Genomic DNA, 17805 nt, shown 5'->3' with positions numbered 1-17805 from the left:
GCGCTCAGCCGATCTGACCGCGCAGACCCTCGCCCACCTGGCCCCGGTGGAGCAGCAGGTGATCGAGCAGGACGCAGGCCATCATGGCCTCGCCCACGGGCACGGCGCGGATGCCGACACAGGGGTCGTGCCGGCCCTTGGTGATGATCTCGGCCGGGGTGCCGGATTTGGTGATCGTGCCGCGCGGGGTCAGGATCGATGAGGTCGGCTTGACCGCGAAGCGCACGACCACATCCTGCCCGGTAGAGATCCCGCCAAGGATCCCGCCCGCATGGTTCGAGCTGTAGATCGGGCCGTCCGGCCCCATGGAAATCTCATCCGCATTGGCTTCGCCCGTCAGGGCGGCTGCGGCCATCCCCTCCCCGATCTCGACGCCCTTGACTGCATTGATGCTCATCATCGCCGCGGCGAGATCCGTGTCGAGCTTGCCATAGATCGGCGCACCGAGGCCCGCGGGTACGCCGCGCGCCGTCACTTCGATCACCGCCCCGACGGAGCTTCCGGATTTCCGCAGCCCGTCGAGATAGCCCGCCCAGTCCTCCGCCGCTTGCGGGTCCGGGGTCCAGAACGGGTTCTGCTCGATCTGGTCCCAGTCAAAGCGCGCCCGGTCGATCCCGTGCGGGCCCATCTGGGTCATGTAGCCGGTGATCTGCAGCCCCGGGACCAGCGCCTGAAGCGCGGCACGGGCCACGCCGCCCGCAGCGACCCGCGCGGCGGTCTCGCGCGCGCTGGAGCGTCCACCGCCCCGGTAATCCCGGATGCCGTATTTCTGCCAATAGGTGATGTCCGCATGGCCCGGGCGGAACTTCTCGGCGATATCCCCATAATCCTTGGAGCGTTGATCCGCGTTCCGGATCATCAGCTGGATCGGCGTGCCCGTGCTCTGCCCCTCGAAGACACCCGAGAGGATCTCGACCGCATCCGGCTCGCGGCGCTGGGTGGTGTATTTGTTCTGCCCCGGCTTGCGCTTGTCGAGCCAGACCTGCAGCGCCTCTGGCGTGACCGGCACGCCCGGAGGGCAGCCATCCACGGTCGCCCCCAGGGCGGGTCCGTGGCTCTCTCCCCAGGTCGTGACGCGGAAGAGGTGACCGAATGTGTTCATGGACATGGGGTATGCTCCTGAGCCTTGGCCTGCCTCATGTACCGGCCTGTCGGGGTCCGCTCAAGCGGTCATTGGGGGATGGGGGTCTACAACAGAAAAGCGCGCCCCGGATGGGACGCGCTTATATCGGTTTTGATCTGACTTACTCGGCGGGGGATGCCTTGGCGCGGGCCTTGACCGGCGCCCAGATCCGCTTGTTCGTCAGGTAGAGCAGCACGGACAGCACGATCAGGAACGTGACCGCGATGAAGCCGGTTTGCTTGCGTGCGTTCTGCTTGGGCTCAGCCGTCCACATGAGGAAGGCCGCCACGTCCTGCGAGATCGCTTCGAGCTCGGTGGAGGCGCCGTCGGCAAATTCCACGTCATCGCCATAGAGCGGCGGTGCCATCGAGATCCAGCCACCCGGGAAGGTCACGTTCTCATAAAGAACGGTGCCCGCTTCCTCTTTCTCTTCGCCGGTATATCCCGCCAGCAGGGAGGCGATGTATTCCGCGCCACCCATGCCGTTGAAGAGCTGTGCCAGACCGGTGCCGTAGGGCCCGTGGAAGCCGGCCCGGGCCTTTGCCATGAGGCTCAGGTCAGGGGCGTTTTCCAGAGAGCTCTCCGGGAAGTGGTCGGTGGGACGCGCTGCGCGGAAATCGTCGATCTCCGGGTCGAAGACCTCGTAGAACTCCGCATAGGCGCGCACCTGATCCTCGGGCAGGGCAGGACCGCCCTGATCGCCGAGCATCCGCAAGGGCACGAACTTCAGGCCGTGACAGGCCGCGCAGACCTCGGTGTAGACCTGCAGACCGCGTTGCAGCTGCATCTGGTCATAGGTGCCAAACGGACCTTCAAAGGAGAAGTCGTAGTCGTCCACATGTCCAGCGCCGCCTGCCGCCAGCGCCGCGCCCCCGGTGAGGGAGAGCGCCGCCGCAACGGTGAGTGCGAGTTTCCTGATCATGATGTGATCCTTTCTCTCGCCCGTTATTCGGCAGGCGAAGCTGCGGGTGCGGAACCTGCGGCGTCGTCGGCTTTGCCGTAATGGGCGTTGAAGTCGTCTTCGATGGTGGCGGGCTGTGCCGTCGGTTTCTCGATCACACCGAGCAGCGGCAGCAGCACGAGGAAGTAGGCGAACCAATAGACCGACGCGATCAGAGCGATGTAGGGATAGATCCCTTCGGCCGGCATTGCGCCCACCCACATCAGCACGAAGAAGTCGACAATCAGCAGCGCGAACCACCACTTGAACATCGGGCGATACTTGCCGGAGCGGACCGACGAGGTGTCCAGCCACGGGGCCAGCGCCATCACGGCAATCGCCCCGAACATCGCCAGAACCCCGAAGAACTTGGCGTCAACGATACCACCGGTGATCCAGTCCACCGCAATCACGAGCCACACTTCGGTGTCGAAGGCGCGCAGGATGGCGTAGAAGGGCAGGAAGTACCATTCCGGAACGATATGCGCAGGCGTCGCCAGCGGGTTCGCCTCGATATAGTTGTCCGGGTGGCCCAGATAGTTCGGCATGAAGCCCACGATCGCGAAGAAGACGACCATGATCAGCGCCAGCGCGAACAGGTCCTTCATCACGAAGTAGGGCCAGAACGGCAGGGTGTCCCGCTCGGCTTCTTCCTTCGAGGTGCGGCGCACTTCGACCCCGGTCGGGTTGTTGTTCCCGGTGGTGTGGAAGGCCCAGATATGCACGATCACCAGACCGGCAATCACGAAGGGCAGCAGGTAGTGCAGCGAGAAGAAGCGGTTCAGCGTGGCGTTGTCCACGGCGGGCCCACCCAGCAGCCAGGTCTGCAGCGCGTCGCCCACGAAGGGGATGGCGCCGAAGAGGCCGGTGATCACGGTCGCGCCCCAGAAGGACATCTGACCCCAGGGCAGAACGTAGCCCATGAAGGCCGTGCCCATCATCATCAGGTAAATCAGCATCCCGATGATCCAGGTGATCTCGCGCGGCGCCTTGTAGGAGCCGTAGTAGAGACCGCGGAAGATGTGCAGGTAAACCGCCACAAAGAACAGCGAAGCGCCGTTCGCGTGCAGATACCGCAGCATATAGCCGCCATTCACGTTGCGCATGATGTGCTCAACAGAGGCGAAGGCCAGATCCACATGGGGGGTGTAGTGCATCGCAAGGATGATGCCGGTGACGATCTGCAAGGCGAGGCAGAAGGTCAGGACGATGCCCCAGATCCACATCCAGTTCAGGTTCTTGGGTGTGGGGATCATGATGGTGTCGTAGATGAGACCGATCACCGGGAGACGGGAGTGAACCCACTTCTCACCGCCGGTTTTCGGCTCGTAATGGTCGTGCGGGATGCCAGACATGTCGTTCTTCTCCCTTAACCCAGTTTAATGGTTGTTTCGTCGACGAATTCCGACACCGGAACCGGCAGGTTCTCGGGCGCGGGGCCCCGGCGGATCCGGCCGGAGGTGTCATAGTGCGAGCCGTGGCAGGGGCAGAACCAGCCGCCAAAGTCGCCCGCATCGCCCAGCGGAACGCACCCCAGATGGGTGCAGACGCCCATCTGAACCAGCCACTCGCCGGTGTTCTCACCGCCAAATGTGGTCATCGAGCGGTTTTCATCGGTCGCCTCGACATCGCCGAGGTTGTTGTTCCGTGCAATCGGATCGGGCAGATCGCTCAGATCCACATCCCGCGCCGCGGCGATCTCTTCTTCCGTCCGGCGACGGATGAAAACGGGCTTGCCGAGCCATTTCACCGTGATCTGAGTGCCAGGCTGCACATCGCCCACATCCACCCGGATGGAGCTGAGGGCCTGCACGTCGGCAGACGGGTTCATTTGATTCACAAGCGGCCAAACAGCGGCACCCGTGGTGACGACACCTGCGCCGGCCGTGGCATAGTACAGAAAGTCGCGGCGTGTGCCGGTCTGATCCTCTGCGTGGGACACGTGGGTTCTCCTTACTCCGGGCGCAAATAGGCGCCAGCGATGACGCGGAACCTGCAAGGCAGGCCCAACTCCATTGGGGTTATAGGGGGGTTGCCCGGACCGTCGAGGGGACATAGGAGCGCAGTTTTGTCGCAGTCTGCAAACTTCTTAACGCTGACGGGGAAATGGGGGCGCTAACGGGCGAGATGCCGCAGCGCAGCACGACCTATCCCTGCGGAAAACTCCGCGTTTTTGCGCCCCGCGCCCCCGGTCTCGTGCGACTCAGTCCGTGGGCATGGTGGCGCGCATCGCCTCGGTTGCCAGGATCTTGTCCGCCCAGTCCGACAGCGCGGGTCGCGTCCCGCGCCAGTTGCGCGCGTCGTGGCGGAAATCGAGATAGCCCAGCGCACAGCCAATCGCGATCTGGCTCATATCCATCGGCCCGCTCAAATGGCTCATCCAGCGCGCCTCGATCACGTCCAGCGCCCGGTCGATCTTGGTCCACTGCCCTTCGACCCAGCCGTCGAACTGCTTGTCCTCGGGGCGAAAGCGCGCCTCGTAGACCATCAGCACCCCGGCCTCCATGAGCGCATCCGCCGTCGCCTCGAGGGTCAGAACCTCCCACAGACGGGCCTCCGGATAGGCGTCGAGCTGCAACCGCGCGTCCAGATAGCGGCAGATCACCCGGCTGTCGTAAATCGCAGGCCCATCCGCCCGCAGCAGCACCGGGATCTTGCCCAGCGGGTTCGCCGCCGTGAGGGTCGTGTCGGCCTGCCCCACCGCGGCTGCCGTGACGGGTGTGAAGGTCACCTCATCTGCGTAGCCTGTCACCTCAAGCAACGTGCGGACCTTGCGGACAAAGGGCGAGGCGGTCGCGCCGAGCAGCTCCATCCTCAGATCCGCCGCAAGCGGACGCGGCCCAGCAGGCTCATGTCTAGCTCGACCCCGGTGCCGTTCGGCATCCGCACGGCGCGGCGATAGCGGCCCGTTCCATTGACCTGGTGCCCGTCCGGGGCGCGGGTGAATTCCATCCCGTCCGAGACATCATCCATCAGGTCCTCGGCGGTCTGGTTAACCGCCCGTGGCTTGGCACGAGCATAGGCGACGGTGGCCAGAGCGGCCGCCGCAAGCGGTCCGTATTTCAGGACCGCGCTGGCAATCGGAACAACGGGAATGGGCATGGCGTCCTCCTTGATGGCTTAAAGGTAGGGGCTCCCCCCGGTCCTGCAAAGCTTAAAACCGCAAATCCCGAGACGGTGCGGTCTCGGCCGCTCTCAGGTCGCGCCGCCCTCACGGGCGCGGTAGGCCGCCAGAAGATCCTCCACCGGGATCCCGTCGATGGTCGCGCCGGTCAGCCGACACTCAGAGATCGCCAGCCCCGACAGGTTCGCATTTTCGATCTGCGCCCCGGACAGGTTCACGTCATTGATGACCCAGCCGGTCATGTTGCTGTCATTGAACCGCGCGCCGGAGAATTCGATCTGGTTGAAGCTGCACCCCGACATGTTGGCGTTGTTGAACCGCGATCCGGACAGGTTGGCGTTTTCGGCATCGAGTGTTTCCGTAACGTCATGCAGCTTCATGCGGTGCCCTCCTCGGCATCAGACATCGAAAAGGGGCCACGGATGCGGCCCCTTTCCCGGACAGATGTGCCCTCAGATGAAGGCAATATCATCCGCATCGGTGATGCCGACCACCCGGATCAGGTCCACCGTGTCGGTCTCGAGGCGAATCGTGGTGCCCCGCGCGCCCTCGGTGATCTCGCGAATCTCGAGCCCGCCGAGATCGATCACATCCTCACCGGCGGTGTAGTCGGTGATGCGCAGGCGGTTGTTCAGACCCTCTTCATCGGTGAAGACGAAGACGTCATCGCCGCCATTGCCGGTCACGATGTCGATGATGCCGCCCTTGCCGTCGATCCGGTCATCCTCGTCGGTGCCGCGCAGGACGTTAATGCGCACATTGCCGACGATCTCGTTGATCCGGTCACTGTCCAGATCGAGCCCGATGATCACCGGGTCATGGTCCGAGTTGCGCGCCGGGTTGGACCCGTCGAACAAAGCCTGATCCTCGGGGCGCAGGGTTGGCGAGCCGAAGGTCGATTCCTCGTTGTAGTCATAGACCACGAACTCGTCGGAATTGATGTTCCACTCGGTAGCACCGGTGACCTGCTCTGTCAGGCTCTCGGAGCCCATGGCATAGTCGAGGGTGCCCACTGCACCGCTGAAGCGGTAGCCATAGGTGTCCTCGCCTGCCTTATCCGCCACGAGGTTGGTATAGCCGGCCTCTTCGAGGATCTGGATCGGCTCTTCCTTGGCATAGGAGTTGAGGTCCCCGAGGATCACCACATCCGGATCATCCGATCCGGTCGGGTTGGTCTCGAGCCAGGCCGCGAGCTCCGCCGCCGCCGCGGCCCGCGTGGCGTTGTTGTTGCCCGCACCATCCCCCTGATCCGCATCCTCGGCCGCGCCGGTCAGCGAGCCCTTGGATTTGAAGTGATTGACCACGGCGGTGAACTCGCCACCGCTTTCGATCTCGACAAAGGTCTGGGCCACGGCGGCCCGGTTGAAGCTGTCGCCGCCCGGGGTCTCGTCGCCATTGCTGTCATCGCCATCGTCCAGCGGGTCGAGGAAAGCCTGGGTGTCGAGAATGGCGGCATCGCCCACCAGCTCCACCGTATTGGTGTTGTAGATGAAGCCCACGGCAATCGCGTCCGTGCCGACAAACTCCTGCCCCGGATCAACCACGGCATAGACCTCGGAGCCGAGCTCCGCATTGATCCGGTTCACCAGATCCTGGATCGCGGTGACATCGGCGGGGTCCGTCGGGTTGCCGGCGAAGTCATTCTCCAGCTCGATCAGGCCGTAGACATCCGCGTCCATCTCGAGGAAGGCGGTGACCAGTTTCTCGGCCTGCCGCTCCAGCTCTTCGGGGCTGTCAGCGCCGCGCGGGTTGCTGCCATTGTCGGTCTGACCGTCCAGCGTGGTGAAGTAGTTCAGCACGTTGAAGCTGACGACCTTGAGGCTGCCACCCACATCCTCGGGACCTTCGGGGCGCGGGTTGCTGTCCTCGATGGCCTCGAATTCGCCCGATTGCGGCACGCGCAGCTTGTACTCGCCAAAGCCGAAATCCATGACGCCAACGAGGGGTTCGATCTCCTGCCCGTGGCGCGGACCGTCCGCGACCCCGCCCAGCAGATCGCCATCGGGCTCAAAGAGCGGATCGAAATCACTGCGCGCCCCGTCAGTGCCGTCATCGATCTGGATCGTGTTATCCGCGATGAACGCCTGATAGGCCTCGTTGCCCTCCACATCCGGTGCGTTGAGCTGGCTGTATTGATAGATGATGCCCTCGGAAGACACCGTGATCTCGCCGAACTGCTCGTAATCGAAGCTCTCGGTGATGGTCAGGGTGTCCGTAATCTCGATCAGCATGGATTCGAACGCTTCGCGCTCATCCAGCCCGGGCAGTTCGGTTGCCACCGCAAGATCGGAGACATCCGGATAGGCACCGGGCTGCTCGACACGGATCTGGCTGGCCTCCAGAACCGTGCGACCGAACTCCTCGCGGACGATACCCACCACGCGGATGATATCGCCCTCGGCCACGTCGAGCCCGCTTGCGACACCGCTGTCATCCACGAAGATGCCCTCGGAGGTGGAGGTGTCGGCGTCGAAATCCTCCGGCTCTTCCATGGCGAAGAACCCGCCGAGATCGCGGAACGTGTCATCATCGCCATTCTGGTAGTCGCCGGTGACCACCACCTCGATCACCACTTCGGTGCCTGCGATGGGGCTGTCATCGCCGCTGCCCTGAATTGTCGAGAGCAGGGTCGGCTCATCGTCGAGAGAGACATCGCCCCCTCCGGTGGACCCACCGCCGCCTGCAGTCGGGGTATTGGGCGGCGAGTCGTTGAAGAAGTTGAGGAGGTCCCAATCCTCGACCGTATCTGTATCGACACCGTCCTCGACCCGGCCGACACCGGCGGGCAGGAAGGTTCCGTCCGGGCCAACGGTCGGCGCGTCGAAGAAGGTCACATCGCCATCGTCACCATCGGAGACCCCGACCGCATCCACGACCATCTCGTTGCCGGTGACCGCACTCCCCTCGATCGACGCGGTCTCGACAAGCGCAATCGTGTAGGTGGAATTCTCGAGGAAATCCTCCGGCAGTTCGAGGTCCGGGGTCACGGCATAGGTGCCTGCGGCTGTTGCGTTCGCCACGAGGAAGAAGCCATTATCGCCAATCGTATCGCCGGGGCCGAAATCGAATTGTGCGTCAATGGTGCCTTGGGGCGAACCCGCATCCCCTTCGACCACGATGATCGACAGCCCGTCCAGCGATGCGCCGGGCGTCCCGACAAGCTCGACATATTCACTGTCGGCGCCGGTGGTGGAGCCCAGCACCTCGTTGAGCAGGATGGTTTCCCCGAGGGTCGGGTCGTTGGGCGCGCCATTGTTGAAATCGAGAATTTGCCAATCCGCCGGATCGCCGGTGTTCACACCATCCTGCACAAGGCCCACGCCCGCAGGCAGAAAGTCACCCGACGGGCCGACGACCGGCGCATCGAAGAAGAAGGTGTCGCCATCGTCACCATCCGTCACGCCGACCGCATCAATCACGACCTCGGCCCCGGTGACCGCGCTGTCGGTGATCGAGGCCGTCTCGACCAGTGCCAGCGTATAGGAGGAGTTCTCGAGGAAATTGTCGGGCAGTTCGAGATTCGTGCCGACCTCGTACACGAGCTGGGCCTGCACGCTGGCCGCAAGGAAAAACCCGTTGCCGAGGATCGCATCACCGGGACCGAAATCGAGCCGCTTGTCGATAGTGCCGGTGGACGAGCCCGCGTCCCCTTCGACTACGATCAGGGACAAACCATCGAGTGACGCGCCGGGTGTCCCGATCAGCTCGATATACTCCGCATCGGGGCCGGTGGTGTTGCCCACCACCTCGTTGATCAGAATGCTCCCCGCCAGCGCAGCCTGCAGCGTGTCGTCCTGGGTGAAATCGCGTGCCATGGTCTCAATATCCCTGTTGTCCGTTATTGCCGCGCCCAGCCAAAGCATGACTGCCGCGAGACAAGCTGCGAGAGCTTGCCCGATCACGAAACAGTCCTGACGCGTTGGACTAACAACAGCATGACACGACACAAACGCATAGGGGTTTGTTAACCATTTTTTAACTGACCCTACGGCACGGCCGCCGCCTTGACACTTGGCGCCGGGCTGGCGCAACTGATCGGTGGATATCCTCTCCTGTTTTGCAGGCCCGTCGGACAAAATCCGGGCGGGAATACGGCAGGTTGCGGGATCAGCGGAGGATCAACGGACCATGGCGGCGGAAAACAGCACCGACGACTATCTGATCGCGCCGGATCCCGGGCGCGCGCGTCTGACCCGGGCGGTCACCGGGGTCGACCAGACCGGGGCCGCCGCCGAGATCTCGGTGGTCGAGGAACGGCCTCTGACGATCTTCCTCAACAGTCGCGAAATCGTCACGGCCATGACCATCGGGGATTACCCGGAATACCTGGCCATGGGATTTCTCAGCAATCAGGGGATGCTGTCGGACGCGGATGTGATCACCGGGGTCGAGTATGACGAGGATCTCGACGTGGTGGTGGTCCGCACGGAAACCGAGACCGACTACGAGGACAAGCTCGCCAAGAAGACCCGCACCTCGGGCTGCGCAGTGGGCACGGTCTTTGGCGACATCATGGAGGGGCTCGAGGGGCTGACCCTGCCCGCGACGCAGGTCCGGACCTCCTGGCTCTATGATCTGGCGGCGCGGATCAACACGACGCCGAGCCTCTATCTCAGTGCGGGCGCGATCCATGGCACGGTGCTCTGCCAGGGCAATCGCCCGCTGGTCTATATGGAGGATGTGGGCCGCCACAACGCCGTGGACAAGGTTGCGGGCTGGATGCGGGCCGAGGGCGTCTCGGGGACGGACAAGATCCTCTACACGACCGGGCGACTGACCTCCGAGATGGTGATCAAAACCGCGCTGATGGGAATCCCGGTGCTGGCCTCGCGCTCGGGCTTCACCGCATGGGGCGTCGAGATCGCACAAGAGGTCGGGCTGACCGTCATCGGGCGGATGCGGGGCAAGCGCTTCATGTGCCTTGCGGGCGCGGACCGGCTGATCTGGGACGCGGATCTGGCCAGCATCGCCGAGGAGGACCCCAAGACCCGTCGCAAGAGCGCCCGCGCATGAGCGGGGCGCGCTATCCGGCGGTGATCCTTGCGGGCGGTCAGGCCACGCGCATGGGTGGCGGCGACAAGAGCCTGCACGATCTGGGCGGGCAACCGATCCTGGCGCATGTGATCCAGCGGCTGACCCCGCAGGTCGGGCCGATCGCGCTCAACGCCAATGGTGACGCGGCACGGTTTGCCGATCTCGGCTTGCCCGTGATCCCCGACAGCATCGAGGGCTTTGCAGGACCACTGGCAGGCGTGCTGGCGGGGCTCGATTGGGCGGCTGAGAAGGGCGCCGAGACGCTGGTGAGTGTCGCCGCCGACACGCCTTTCTTTCCGACGGATCTGGTCGCCCGGCTGGATGCCGCGCGGGCCGAGACCGGGCATCCGATTGCCATGGCCGCCTCCCCCGATGGCGGCCGCAAGAGCGGACTGGGCCGTCACCCGACCTTTGGCCTCTGGCCCGTGGCCCTGCGCGATGATCTGCGCGCGGCCCTGACGGACGGGTTGCGCAAGGTCGTGCTCTGGACCGACCGGCATGGCACCGCCATGGCCCTGTTCGAAGGGCCCGGGCCGGATCCGTTTTTCAATGTGAACACGCCCGACGATCTCGAAACCGCCCGGGCCCGCCTGCGCGAGACCACGACATGAAGCTCTTTGGCGTCGTCGGCTGGAAGAATTCCGGCAAGACCGGGCTGATGGAGCGTCTGGTCGCCGAGATCACCGGACGCGGGTTTCGCGTCTCGACCCTGAAACACGCCCATCATGCGGTGGATGTGGACCAGCCGGGCAAGGACAGTCACCGCCACCGGCTGGCTGGCGCGGTCGAGGTCGTGCTGGCCTCGCGCAAACGCTGGGCGATGATGCATGAGCTGCGCGATACGGCCGAACCGGAGCTCGAAGCCCTGCTGCCCAAGCTGGAACCCGTCGATCTGGTGCTGGTAGAAGGGTACAAGCGGTCCCGCCACCCCAAGGTGGAGGCGCACCGGGTCGAGACCGGCAAGGACCTGATCGCACGCGGGGATGATACGGTGCGGGCCGTGGCCTCCAATGGCGCGCCCGAGGGTCTGCAGGTGCCGGTACTCGATCTCGATGACACCGCCGGGATCGCCGATTTCATCCTCTCCGAGAGTGGGCTGACCGCTGCGAGTGCGCCGGACCAGCCGCCCTCGCAACTCCGCAATGATTGTTTTGCCCTGCCGCCCGGTGTCGATTGGACCCCGGTCGATACGGCGCTGGATCTGCTGCGCGACGGGCTTGACCCCGTGACAGGGATCGAGACCTGCGCGAGCGAGGCGGCCCTTGGACGGATCCTCGCGGCCCCGGCCCTTGCCGCGCGCGACAATCCACCCGCCCCCAACGCGGCGGTAGATGGCTATGGCTTTGCCCATGGCGCGCTCGGGCCCGGCGATGTGATCCTGCCCCTGGCAGAGGGCCGTGCCGCCGCAGGCGTGCCCTTTGAGGGGGCCGTCCCCCATGGCGCGGCCCTGCGGATCCTGACCGGCGCCACCCTGCCGGCGGGCGTGGATACGGTCGTTCTCGAAGAAGACGTGACCCTGGCAGAGGGCGAGATCCGCTTTGCCGCCGGGCTCAAACCCGGCGCGAATACCCGCAAGGCCGGCGAGGATATGCGACGCGGCCACCCGGTTCTACCTGCGGGACATCGGCTGCGCGCGCCGGATCTGGCGCTGCTGGCCTCGGTCGGGGTTTCCGAGGTCGCAGTGCATCGACCGTTGCGGGTCGGCGTGCTGTCGACCGGGGATGAGCTGGCCCATCCGGGCGAGACCGAGGACCCGAACCGGATTTACGACGCGAACCGCCCTATGCTGTTGGGGTTGGCCGAGGGCTGGGCCTATGACGCCACGGATCTGGGCCGCGCGCCCGATGATCGCGACGCCCTGCGCGAGATCCTGAACGCGGCCGCCCGGCGTTGCGATGTGATCCTGACCTCGGGCGGGGCCTCGGCGGGGGATGAGGACCACATGTCCGCCATCCTGCGGCGGGAAGGGACCATGACATCCTGGCGGATCGCGCTGAAACCGGGCCGCCCGCTGGCGCTTGGCCTATGGCAGGGCGTGCCGGTCTTCGGCCTGCCGGGCAATCCGGTCGCCGCGCTGGTCTGTGCGCTGATCTTTGCCCGGCCCGCCCTGTCGCGACTGGCCGGGGGCGATTGGTGCGCGCCGCTGAGCTTTGAGGTCCCCGCGGCCTTTTCCAAGCGCAAGAAACCCGGGCGGAACGAGTATCTGCGGGCAAGGCTCGACGACCAGGGACGGGTTGAAACCTTTGGCTCCGAGGGATCCGGGCGCGTCTCGGGGCTTTCCTGGGCCGAGGGGCTCGTGGCGCTCGGCCCCGAGGCACAGGAGATCGTGCCCGGCACGCCGGTGCGCTTCCTGCCCTATGCCGGTCTGCTCAGCCCGAGTTAACGGACCCGGGCGAGCTGCACCGCGAGGATCCCGGCGGTGACGATCGCCACCCCGAGCACATCGCGCCCGCCCAGCGCCTCCCCCAGCAGGAGCGCCGCAATCGCGACCCCGAACACCGGGTTGAGGAAGTGGAAGGTGGCCGCGCGCACGGCCCCGATCCGTTCCACCAGCAGGAACCAGACCCAGGTCGCCGCGAGCCCGGGCACCAGCGTGGTATAGGCAAAGGCGGCGATGAGCTGCCAGCTCCAGGTCACGCTGAGGGTCTCCGTCGGCAAGCCGATCACCGCGAGGGCCGCCGCCCCCACCAGCATCTGCAGCCCGATCACCATCAGCAGGTTGCCCCCCGACGAGGCGGTGCGCAGGGCCATGGTCGCAAAGGCCAGCGCCAGCACGCCGATCCCGCAGTAGAGCACCCCGAGCAGGTCGACCCCCGCCTGCAGACGCGCGCCCATGATGATCGCAACCCCGGCGATCCCGGCAAACAGGCCGAGAATGGCAAGCGGCCGCAATTTCTCTCGTAGTACGATCCACCCGCCCAGCGCCACCACGAGCGGCATGGTCGAGGCGATGATCGCCGCCAGCGAGGCCTGCACCGTCTGCATCGCCACGAAGTTCAGGCCAAGATAGAGCGCGTTCTGGCAGATCCCGAACAGCATCGTCGCCCGCCATTGCGCGCGGGTCAGCTTCCAGGTCTGGCCCAGCGCCAAAGCGATCCCGATGGCGAGCAGCCCCGAGATGAGAAACCGCAGGGACAGGGTCGTCAGAGGCGGCGCCGCCGAGACGATGATCCGGGCCGAGGTGAAGGCGCTCGACCACATGAGGGCAAAGGCCATCCCCATGCCCAAGGCGCGCCAATCCATCTGCATCCTGCTCCCTTCCCGGCGTTCTGACCGCCGACGAAAAAGGGTCGCCAGCGGCGACCCTCATGACCTTGCGAAAGCGGTCCGGCGATCAGCCGTTCACGCTGTCCTTGAGCGCCTTGGCGATGGTCACTTTCACCACCTTGTCGGCGTCTTTCTTGATCTGCTCGCCCGTTGCCGGGTTCCGCACCATCCGCTCCGGGCGTTCGCGGCAATAGACTTTGCCAATGCCGGGCAGGGTCACAGCGCCACCACCGGTCACTTCGCGCGTGACGATGTTGGTCAGCGTGTCCAGCGCCGCGGAGGCCGTCTTCTTGTCGAGCTCTGCGCCTTCTGCGAGGGCTGCCACGAGTTGGGTCTTGGTGAGCGGCTTTTGGGCCATAGGTATCTCCCTGTTCCTGTACGCCCCTTTTTCAGGGGCTCACCGGCAAGGTAAACAGCGGATTGACCAGATGGACAAGAGTCTGCGCGCAAAATCCCCATAAAAAAAAGGGTTTGGCCGAGGCGAGTGCCCCTCGCTTGGGCAGGCCCGTCCGACGGGGAACGTCACGGGACTGGGACCGGCCCTTTTTCGCCCCGTCGATTTCGCGCCCCCATGCCGGTGGTCGCGAGACAGACACCGCTTTCCTTTGACACAGCCCGGAACGTCCTAGACACTGGATGAGTGCAGTCCGCACCCAGGAAGGACTTTTCAAGTGCTTAAGAAATTTACGTTTTTTCTACTCTTCACCATTTGCGCCACCTCGGCGCACTCCGCGATCGTAGCCGCGTTCGAAGAAACCGGTTCAGATGTCGCCCTCACGGTATCGGGCAGTCTGGACGTTGACGGGCTGCCCTTTTCGAGCGGGGGCGCCTCGAGTGACGGCACAGCCGTCATGTCGCGGAGCCCGGACAGTTTCGAGATCATTGCGAATGGCGGGCCCGCCCGCCTCTTTGCATTAACCGAAGCAAACTACCCGGTGACACCCAGCGTGACGAGCACCATCGTATTCGGGACGGGTACGGGCGATCTCTTCGCTCAGGTGAGAAGCACAGATGGACGGGATCTGTTGTTCCTGCCGCAGGCGTATGCGTCGGGCGAGGCGCTGTCGTCGCGTGCGACCTTCGTGAACGAGAGCTTCGCGACGCTCGGGCTGACCACCGGAACCTTCGAAAGCAAGGTCGGCACCGGCGACACGGTGACCTTCTATGTGGGGGTGGCGCCGCCCATGGCGGTGATCCCGCTGCCGGCGACCCTGCCACTCGCGCTGGTCGGTTTCGGGGCGCTCGGACTGATCAGAAAGCGCCGCCGCGCCTAGAGGAACGCGGTTTCCTCGAAACTGCGCAGTTTTCGGGAATGGATTCGTTCCAGCGGCATATCGCGGAGCGTCTCCATCGCCCGGATCCCGATCAGCAGGTGGCGCGCCACCTGCGTCGTGTAGAACTCCGTGGCCATACCGGGGAGCTTCAGCTCCCCATGGAGCGGCTTGTCGGACACGCATAAAAGCGTGCCATAGGGCACCCGAAAGCGGAAGCCGTTCGCCGCGATGGTGGCGCTTTCCATGTCGAGCGCGACAGCCCGCGACTGGCTCAGCCGCTGCACCGGGCCGGACTGGTCGCGAAGCTCCCAGTTGCGATTGTCGATGGTTGCGACCGTACCCGTCCGCATCACCCGCTTGAGGTCATACCCCGAAAGCTGCGTGACCTCGCCAACGGCTTGTTCGAGGGCGATCTGGATCTCCGCAAGCGCCGGGATCGGCACCCAGATCGGCAGATCATCGTCCAGTACATGGTCCTCGCGCAGATAGGCATGGGCCAGTACGTAATCCCCGAGGCTCTGGGTGTTCCGCAGGCCCGCACAATGCCCCAGCATCAGCCAGGCATGGGGCCGGAGCACGGCGATATGGTCCGTGGCGGTCTTCGCGTTTGACGGCCCCACCCCGATATTGACCAGCGTGATACCCCCCTGCCCTTCGCGGGTCAGGTGATAGGTGGGCATTTGCGGCGCCTTGGCGGGGGGCGGCAGTTCGGCCTCGGGATCTGTGATCTCGAGATTGCCGGGCGCGACGAAGCTCGTATAGCCGCTCTCGGGATCGGCCAGCGCCTCGCGGGCGAACTGGATGAACTCGTCCACGTAGAACTGGTAATTCGTGAACAGGACGTGGTTCTGGAAATGCTCGGCGGCGGTGGCGGTGTAATGTTGCAAACGGGCCAGCGAGTAATCGATCCGCTGGGCCGTGAACGGGGCGAGCGGGGCTGCGCCATCCTCATGGGTGAAGCCAAAACCGTTGACGATCTCGTCATGGGTCGTGGACAGATCCGGCACATCGAAGACATCGCGCAGGGTGAAGGCCAGCACGCCCTCTTGCGGAACGGCGGCGGCGGGCCCGTTGGTCATGGCGAAATGCAGCGGGATGGGTGTCTCGGACGGGCCAATCTCAACCGGCACCCCGTGGTTCTTGATCAGCAGGCCGATCTGCTGGGTCAGGTAATTCTCGAACAGGTCCGGGCGGGTCACGGTCGTGGCATAGGTCCCGGGCTCGGCCACATGGCCGAAAGACAGACGGCTGTCCACCTGACCGAAGGACGTCACCCGCACGCGGATCTCGGGGTAATAGGCCCGGAACCGCGTCATGGGCATGGGCCCCTGCACCGCCTCGGCAAAGCTCGACTGCAGAAAGGCGATGGCCTCGTCATAGATCCGGCGCAACTCGGCCACCGCCGCTGTGGCATCCTTGAAGGAGCGGCTTTCCGTCAGTGGCGGTGTTTTGAGCGGGTGGGTCACGGCGTCAGGAAGCTCCGATAGATCTCAAAGGTGCAGCGACCATGGGCGCGACCTGTCCGCGCCGCAAGACCGAAGTTGCCTCCGCGCGGATTTTATGTCAGCAATACTGACATAGATGGAGGAGACTCACATGGATTACGAGACCACCGACGCCGATTCCTTTGGCAAACACCTGACCGGGTTGGGGGTGAACCTGCTGGTGCGCGACCTGCCCGCGCGGGCGACCTTTCTGTCCGAGGTCTTTGACATGAAAGTGTTCCAGCCGACCGAGGATTTCGCGATCCTGACCTATAGGGACAGCGTGTTTCAGCTGCATTCGGACGGAACCTATCATGCGCACCCCCTGCCCAGCCTCCTGCCCGAGGCCGGAGCGCGCGGCGGCGGAATTGAGCTGCGGCTTTATGGCTGCGATCCGGATGAGGCCGTGGCCCGCGCGAGCGCCCGAGGGGCGGTGATCCTGCAAGCGCCCATGGACAAGCCCCACGGACTGCGCGAGGCGTTCATTCTGGACGCAGATGGCTACGCCTGGGTGCCGAGCAACGCGCTCGCCTGAGGACGCGGCCCTCGGCCTTGCATCCGCTGGATCCCATCGGCACCTTGCGGGCATGACACAGACACTTCTTTCCTTTGGCCATGGATATTCGGCCCGCGCGCTGGCCCGACGGCTCTTGCCCCAGAACTGGCGCGTGATCGGCACCACCCGCAGCGCGGAGAAGGCGGAAGCCCTACGCGCCGAGGGTGTCGAGCCCCGGATCTGGCCGGGGTCGGACCTCTCGGAGGAAATCGCGGCGGCGACCCATATCCTGATCTCTGCCGCACCGGGGGCCGATGGCGACCCGGTATTGGAAACCTATCGAGACGCGCTCGCCTCTGCAGCGCCGGGACTGGCCTGGGTCGGGTATCTGTCGACCACCGGTGTCTATGGCGATCATCAGGGGGCCTGGGTGGATGAGGACACCCCTCTTACCCCGGCGACCCGTCGCGGCCAGGCCCGGGTGGCGGCGGAAACCGCGTGGCGGACCTTGGCCGCCGAGACGGGACTGCCCCTGCATATCTTTCGGCTCGCCGGGATCTATGGCCCCGGGCGCGGGCCGTTTTCCAAGGTGCGCAACGGCACGGCGCGACGGATCATCAAGCAGGGGCAGGTCTTCAGCCGGACCCATGTGGAGGATATCGCGCAAATCCTCGCAGCCTCGATCGCGCGGCCCAATCCGGGCGCGGCCTATAACGTGTGCGACGATGATCCTGCGCCGCCCGAGGATGTGATCGCCCATGCCGCCGAGCTGCTGGGATTGCCGATCCCGCCCGCAGTGGCCTTCGAGACGGCCGAGATGACGCCCATGGCGCGCAGCTTTTATGCGGAGTCCAAGAAGGTGCGGAATGACCGGATCAAGGACGAGTTGGGCGTGACGCTGCTCTATCCGAGCTACCGGGACGGGTTGGCCGCTTTGCTGGCCGAGGAGACCGCACGCGGCTGAGCTTTGCGTTCGTGGGAGATGTCGCTCTGCGCGGGTCAGGGTCTGGGACAAGAGCCCCGCACGCGGCATTTGGCGCGCGTGTCGGCAAGCGGTGTACGG

17 protein-coding genes are annotated in these 17805 nt (G+C 65.0%); 6 read left to right on the top strand and 11 right to left on the bottom strand.

Going from position 1 to position 17805, the window contains the following annotated elements; all coding sequences use genetic code 11:
* Window positions 1-4: 4 nt before the first annotated feature.
* The 8 genes from aroC to ACP15I_RS09640 all read right to left on the bottom strand — a co-directional run bounded on the left by aroC (window position 5) and on the right by ACP15I_RS09640 (window position 9002).
* Complete coding sequence (gene aroC, locus ACP15I_RS09675) at window positions 5-1108, bottom strand: chorismate synthase (RefSeq protein WP_424974909.1); 1104 nt, start codon at window positions 1106-1108, stop codon at window positions 5-7.
* 136 nt (window positions 1109-1244) lie between these two features.
* On the bottom strand, window positions 1245-2045 hold the full coding sequence (locus ACP15I_RS09670; protein WP_424974908.1) for a cytochrome c1: 801 nt from the start codon (window positions 2043-2045) through the stop codon (window positions 1245-1247).
* A gap of 23 nt (window positions 2046-2068) precedes the next feature.
* Window positions 2069-3418 carry a cytochrome b gene (gene petB, locus ACP15I_RS09665; protein WP_424966404.1) on the bottom strand — a complete coding sequence of 450 codons (1350 nt, stop codon included), beginning with the start codon at window positions 3416-3418 and terminating at the stop codon, window positions 2069-2071.
* Between the two features lie 14 nt (window positions 3419-3432).
* Complete coding sequence (gene petA / locus ACP15I_RS09660; protein WP_424974907.1) at window positions 3433-4005, bottom strand: ubiquinol-cytochrome c reductase iron-sulfur subunit; 573 nt, start codon at window positions 4003-4005, stop codon at window positions 3433-3435.
* A 261-nt stretch (window positions 4006-4266) separates the two neighbouring features.
* The gene (locus ACP15I_RS09655) at window positions 4267-4875 is read right to left on the bottom strand and encodes a glutathione S-transferase family protein (RefSeq protein WP_424974906.1); all 609 of its coding nucleotides are present in this window, start codon (window positions 4873-4875) and stop codon (window positions 4267-4269) included.
* A gap of 2 nt (window positions 4876-4877) precedes the next feature.
* Window positions 4878-5165, bottom strand: a complete 288-nt coding sequence (locus ACP15I_RS09650; RefSeq protein ID WP_424974904.1) for a hypothetical protein — start codon at window positions 5163-5165, stop codon at window positions 4878-4880.
* Between the two features lie 93 nt (window positions 5166-5258).
* A complete protein-coding gene (locus tag ACP15I_RS09645; protein WP_424974903.1) occupies window positions 5259-5567 on the bottom strand; it encodes a pentapeptide repeat-containing protein in 309 nt (102 codons plus the stop codon).
* A 72-nt stretch (window positions 5568-5639) separates the two neighbouring features.
* Entirely contained in the window at window positions 5640-9002 is a 3363-nt protein-coding gene (locus ACP15I_RS09640) for an ExeM/NucH family extracellular endonuclease (RefSeq protein WP_424974902.1), read from the bottom strand.
* A gap of 313 nt (window positions 9003-9315) precedes the next feature.
* Between ACP15I_RS09640 and ACP15I_RS09635 the strand changes: the two genes are divergently transcribed.
* The 3 genes from ACP15I_RS09635 to ACP15I_RS09625 are packed head-to-tail and all read left to right on the top strand — an operon-like array spanning window position 9316 to window position 12604.
* On the top strand, window positions 9316-10200 hold the full coding sequence (locus ACP15I_RS09635) for a formate dehydrogenase accessory sulfurtransferase FdhD (RefSeq protein ID WP_424974901.1): 885 nt from the start codon (window positions 9316-9318) through the stop codon (window positions 10198-10200).
* Window positions 10197-10832 carry a molybdenum cofactor guanylyltransferase MobA gene (gene mobA, locus ACP15I_RS09630; RefSeq protein ID WP_424974900.1) on the top strand — a complete coding sequence of 212 codons (636 nt, stop codon included), beginning with the start codon at window positions 10197-10199 and terminating at the stop codon, window positions 10830-10832. Before ACP15I_RS09635 ends, mobA begins: the two co-directional genes overlap by 4 nt.
* Entirely contained in the window at window positions 10829-12604 is a 1776-nt protein-coding gene (locus ACP15I_RS09625) for a bifunctional molybdopterin-guanine dinucleotide biosynthesis adaptor protein MobB/molybdopterin molybdotransferase MoeA (protein WP_424974899.1), read from the top strand. The genes mobA and ACP15I_RS09625 overlap by 4 nt, the downstream gene beginning before the upstream one ends.
* On the opposite strand, the gene ACP15I_RS09620 is transcribed toward ACP15I_RS09625, so the two are convergent.
* Window positions 12601-13464: a DMT family transporter gene (locus tag ACP15I_RS09620; protein ID WP_424974898.1), complete on the bottom strand. Its 864-nt coding sequence runs from the start codon at window positions 13462-13464 to the stop codon at window positions 12601-12603. The two genes, ACP15I_RS09625 and ACP15I_RS09620, sit on opposite strands and share 4 nt — an antisense overlap.
* 91 nt (window positions 13465-13555) lie before the next feature.
* Window positions 13556-13846, bottom strand: a complete 291-nt coding sequence (locus ACP15I_RS09615; RefSeq protein WP_424966395.1) for an HU family DNA-binding protein — start codon at window positions 13844-13846, stop codon at window positions 13556-13558.
* A 493-nt stretch (window positions 13847-14339) separates the two neighbouring features.
* On the opposite strand from ACP15I_RS09615, the gene ACP15I_RS09610 reads away from it, so the two are divergent.
* Entirely contained in the window at window positions 14340-14762 is a 423-nt protein-coding gene (locus tag ACP15I_RS09610; RefSeq protein ID WP_424974897.1) for a VPLPA-CTERM sorting domain-containing protein, read from the top strand.
* Here the strand turns inward: ACP15I_RS09610 and ACP15I_RS09605 are convergent.
* Window positions 14759-16228 carry an AMP nucleosidase gene (locus tag ACP15I_RS09605; RefSeq protein WP_424974896.1) on the bottom strand — a complete coding sequence of 490 codons (1470 nt, stop codon included), beginning with the start codon at window positions 16226-16228 and terminating at the stop codon, window positions 14759-14761. The genes ACP15I_RS09610 and ACP15I_RS09605 overlap by 4 nt on opposite strands.
* A 130-nt stretch (window positions 16229-16358) precedes the next feature.
* On the opposite strand from ACP15I_RS09605, the gene ACP15I_RS09600 reads away from it, so the two are divergent.
* Both ACP15I_RS09600 and ACP15I_RS09595 read left to right on the top strand, forming a co-directional pair.
* Window positions 16359-16781 (top strand): VOC family protein, encoded by a 423-nt coding sequence (locus ACP15I_RS09600; protein WP_424974895.1) that lies wholly within the window; start codon window positions 16359-16361, stop codon window positions 16779-16781.
* A 52-nt stretch (window positions 16782-16833) separates the two neighbouring features.
* On the top strand, window positions 16834-17706 hold the full coding sequence (locus tag ACP15I_RS09595; RefSeq protein ID WP_424974894.1) for an SDR family oxidoreductase: 873 nt from the start codon (window positions 16834-16836) through the stop codon (window positions 17704-17706).
* Window positions 17707-17805: the final 99 nt, after the last annotated feature.

Origin of the sequence: Dinoroseobacter sp. S124A (genome assembly GCF_049801015.1) — a bacterium.
Lineage (GTDB): Bacteria > Pseudomonadota > Alphaproteobacteria > Rhodobacterales > Rhodobacteraceae > Dinoroseobacter.
This window is presented reverse-complemented; position numbering and strand designations above follow the sequence as displayed.